This is a genomic window from Rhodococcus sp. (in: high G+C Gram-positive bacteria) (assembly GCF_049286785.1).
Classification (GTDB): domain Bacteria; phylum Actinomycetota; class Actinomycetes; order Mycobacteriales; family Mycobacteriaceae; genus Rhodococcus_F.
This window is the reverse complement of record NZ_JBAQEO010000255.1, coordinates 1-3203: the sequence shown is the minus strand read 5'-3', so window position 1 is coordinate 3203 and position 3203 is coordinate 1. Positions and strand designations below refer to the sequence as shown.

Annotated in this window: 3 protein-coding genes; 1 reads left to right on the top strand and 2 read right to left on the bottom strand. The window is 64.6% G+C overall.

The genetic code is table 11. The features are described 5' to 3' along the window. Positions 1-176: 176 nt before the first annotated feature. Positions 177-797, top strand: a complete 621-nt coding sequence (locus WAW17_RS10290; RefSeq protein WP_422332884.1) for a TetR/AcrR family transcriptional regulator — start codon at positions 177-179, stop codon at positions 795-797. A gap of 269 nt (positions 798-1066) precedes the next feature. Here the strand turns inward: WAW17_RS10290 and WAW17_RS10285 are convergent, their stop codons facing one another. Together WAW17_RS10285 and WAW17_RS10280 are read right to left on the bottom strand one after the other, a co-directional pair. Then, positions 1067-1957 carry a LysR family transcriptional regulator gene (locus WAW17_RS10285; RefSeq protein WP_422332883.1) on the bottom strand — a complete coding sequence of 297 codons (891 nt, stop codon included), beginning with the start codon at positions 1955-1957 and terminating at the stop codon, positions 1067-1069. 60 nt (positions 1958-2017) lie between these two features. Further along, positions 2018-3203: CaiB/BaiF CoA transferase family protein (locus WAW17_RS10280; protein ID WP_422332882.1), on the bottom strand; the 1186-nt coding region annotated here is incomplete at its 5' end.

Here is a 3203-nt window from a genome sequence, read left to right as displayed (position 1 = left end):
GCACTCCGCCCCTGATGCCCGGCGGTGAAACCCTCCAAGGGAAGAGTCGACCACGCCGGCACCCGGGCAGAGGAGAGCGCGAGGCGAACCGACCCATCACTGACCCGCCCCCTGACGTGTGCGCTTCTGACAGGGTGGCGGGTACATGCATCCAGTATGTGACCGATAATGGAGCCATGAAACGTAGTCAGCAGGCGACGGGCGGTGCCGAGGCCATCGCCGTGCGCGCAGAGGCGACACGCAACGCGCTTGTGGCCGCAGCCCGACGTCTGTTCGTTGAGAAGGGTTACCACGCCACGAGTACAGAGGAGATCGTGATAGCGGCCGAAGTCGGCACTCGTGGCGCGCTCTATCATCATTTCGAGGGCAAGCAGGCGCTCTTCCGCGCCGTTTTCGAACTGGTTGAGGAGGACCTCCTGTCGGCGGCGCCTCGGCCCGCCGAGTCCACCGATGCGCTCACCCTCCTCCGCGAGGGTCTGATCGGATTCCTGCATGCCTCGGTCACTCCCGAGGTTCAGCGAATCATCCTCATCGACGGGCCTGCCGTTCTCGGGTGGCAGGAGTGGCGCGCGCTGGAGGAGAGATACGGGCTGGGAACTATCCGTTCGCTGCTCGAGCTCGCAATGTCGGCGGGCAGTCTGCGAAAGCAGCCCATCGACGCCCTAGCGCACATCCTGCTAGCCGCGATCGATGAAGCGGCGTTGTTCGTCGCCAATGCATCGAACCCGGACACCGCGAAGGAAGAGGCAGTCGCGGTCGTTGACCAACTACTGAGCGGACTTACTTCGCCAACCTGATAGCAGGTGGCCTGCAACAGCGCTACGTGTTCACTACGCGGATCGCGAGACCATCCGGGTGATCCGACGGGTGTAGAGGGCGGATCAGTAGCGAACGTAACGCACCAGTGAATCTTCGCCCGCCGAGCAGGACCGAGTCGGTCCGCTGCGAGGACATTTCGATCACTCGCTATGCGTCAACGACGTCTGCCAGAATCGGGCCCCGGGCGGAGCAGATTCTGTTTACTCAGTTCTTGGGTAACCCGGCCGATGGTGCGGGTACCGCGGGCTCAGTGCGACGTCGCCGAAAAGTACTCGAGCGCAACCGAGGTGAAGGCTGCTGCTGCGGGTGTCAGATGCTGGCGGTGGACGACACCCATCGGCCACTCCCGGCGGGGGGCGAGCGGCCGGACCGTCACCATGTCGTCGATGTTGACGGGCAGCCCGCCCCTGGTGCTGAGATAGGCGCCGACGCCGCCCCGAACGAGCTCGATGCTCGTCTCGTGGTGCTCGCTCTCTGCGGCGACATCGAACGGTATTCCCTTGTCGGCGAACAACTTCTCGACCGCCGTGCGCACGAGGCTCCCCCGCGGACCGACGATCAGCCTCACCTTGGCGAGTTCGTCGAGCGTGACCGGATCCGTCGTCGCACCGAGGACGCTGTCCTTGGGGACGAGTGCGACGCTCTCCTCGACCGTGATCGGATGAATCTGCAGACCTTCGCCGAGTAGTTCGATGTCGCGGGCGAACCCGATGTCGGCCTCACCGGAACTGACGGCAGCGAAGACTCCGTCGTCGTTCTGTGGTGCCAGTACTCGCAGCGTGACGGTCGGAAACTTCTCGGCGAACACCGACATCGCGGCCGCGGCCTGGGTCGTGAACGCCTTGAAGCAGACCACCGTCAGGGTGCCGGTGGTCAGACCGTGGATCGCATCGACCGCGGCCTGTGTGTGGTCGACCGATTCGAGTACCTTGCGGGCCGGACCGAGCAGCGTTTCCCCCGCCGACGTGAGCACGACCCCGCGGGAGGTGCGCTGGAACAGTTCGGTGCCGAACTCCGCCTCGAGCTTGCTCACGGACAGCGACAGCGTCGGTTGCGACAGCACGAGAGCCTGCGCCGCACGGGTGAACGATCCGTGGTCGGCGACGGTGACGAAGCACCGCAACTGCTGCAGTTCCACGGTGGCCCCCTTCGTGTTACCCGTTCCGGTCCGCCGAGCCGACCCAGTCTACCGGGCGGACTAGGTGACGGCGCCGGCGATCTTGAGTTCGATGAGTTTCTCGTCGTCGAGGCCGATCTCGCGCAGGATCTCGTCGGTGTGCTCGGCGAACTGCGGGGCGCGCTTCATCTGCACGGGGGCATCGTCGAACTTGACGGGGTTCACGACGAGCTTTTGCGGCTTGCCGTCCGCGTCGATGACCTCGGCGATCCGGCCGTTGGCGATCAGCGCCTCGTCGTGGCCGATCTCCCAACCGTTCTGTACCGGCGCCCACGGTCCACTGAGCGAACCGAGAATCTCGGTCCATTCGGCATACGGACGCTTGGCAATTGCCTCCGCGAACATCTCGAAGATCTGCTCGTTGTGTTCGAAGATCGCTTCCATTGTCGCAAACCGCGGGTCGTCGACCAACTCCTCGAGACCGATCAACGTCACGAATTCGTTCCAGAACCGAGTGGGCTGGAGCATCGAGAACTGCAACCATCGGCTGTCCGATGTCCGATACGACCCCGTCAATGGATTACCCGGTGCGGCAGAGACCTTGTTGTCCCGCACGGGGGCCTGTCCGGTGAACAACGCCAGGTTGACCGAGAACTGCGTGGCCCATGCCCCCACACCGAGCAACGACACATCCACTACCGACGGCTCACCTGTACGTTCGCGCCCCGCGATCGCCGCGGCGATACCACCTGCGATTGTCATGCCACCGATGTTGTCGCCGTACGCGCCTGCGGGCATGAACGTCATCCGGTCCGCATTCGGACCCATCACCCCCTCTGCGCTGCCACCACGGGCCCAGAACCCGGTCGCGTCGTATGCGCCCTTGTCCGAATCCGGTCCCTGACTACCGAAGCCGCTGCCGGTGACGTAGATGATGTCCGGGTTGATCGCCCTGACATCTTCGAGCGTGATCCCGAGCTTCGCACGAGGACTGGGCAGATAGTTGGTGAGGAACACATCGCTGCGTCGGATCAACTCCTCGAGCACGGGACGCGCCTCGGGTTTCGCAAGATCGATTCCGATGCTGCGCTTGCTGCGGTTCGGGCCCTCCATGATCGGGGCGAACGACGAACCGGTCTTGCTCGCATCGAGGCCGAGGACACGGACCAGACCGCGCTGCGCGTCACCGGTCTCGGCGTGCTCGACCTTGACGATGTCGGCTCCCCAGTCGGCGAGCACGGCGCCGGCCGCCGGGACATAGGTGAAC

Excerpts from the sequence above, each read along its gene's own strand:
- WAW17_RS10290 (WP_422332884.1), top strand. The coding sequence starts at position 177 with ATGAAACGTAGTCAGCAGGCGACGGGCGGTGCCGAGGCCATCGCCGTG.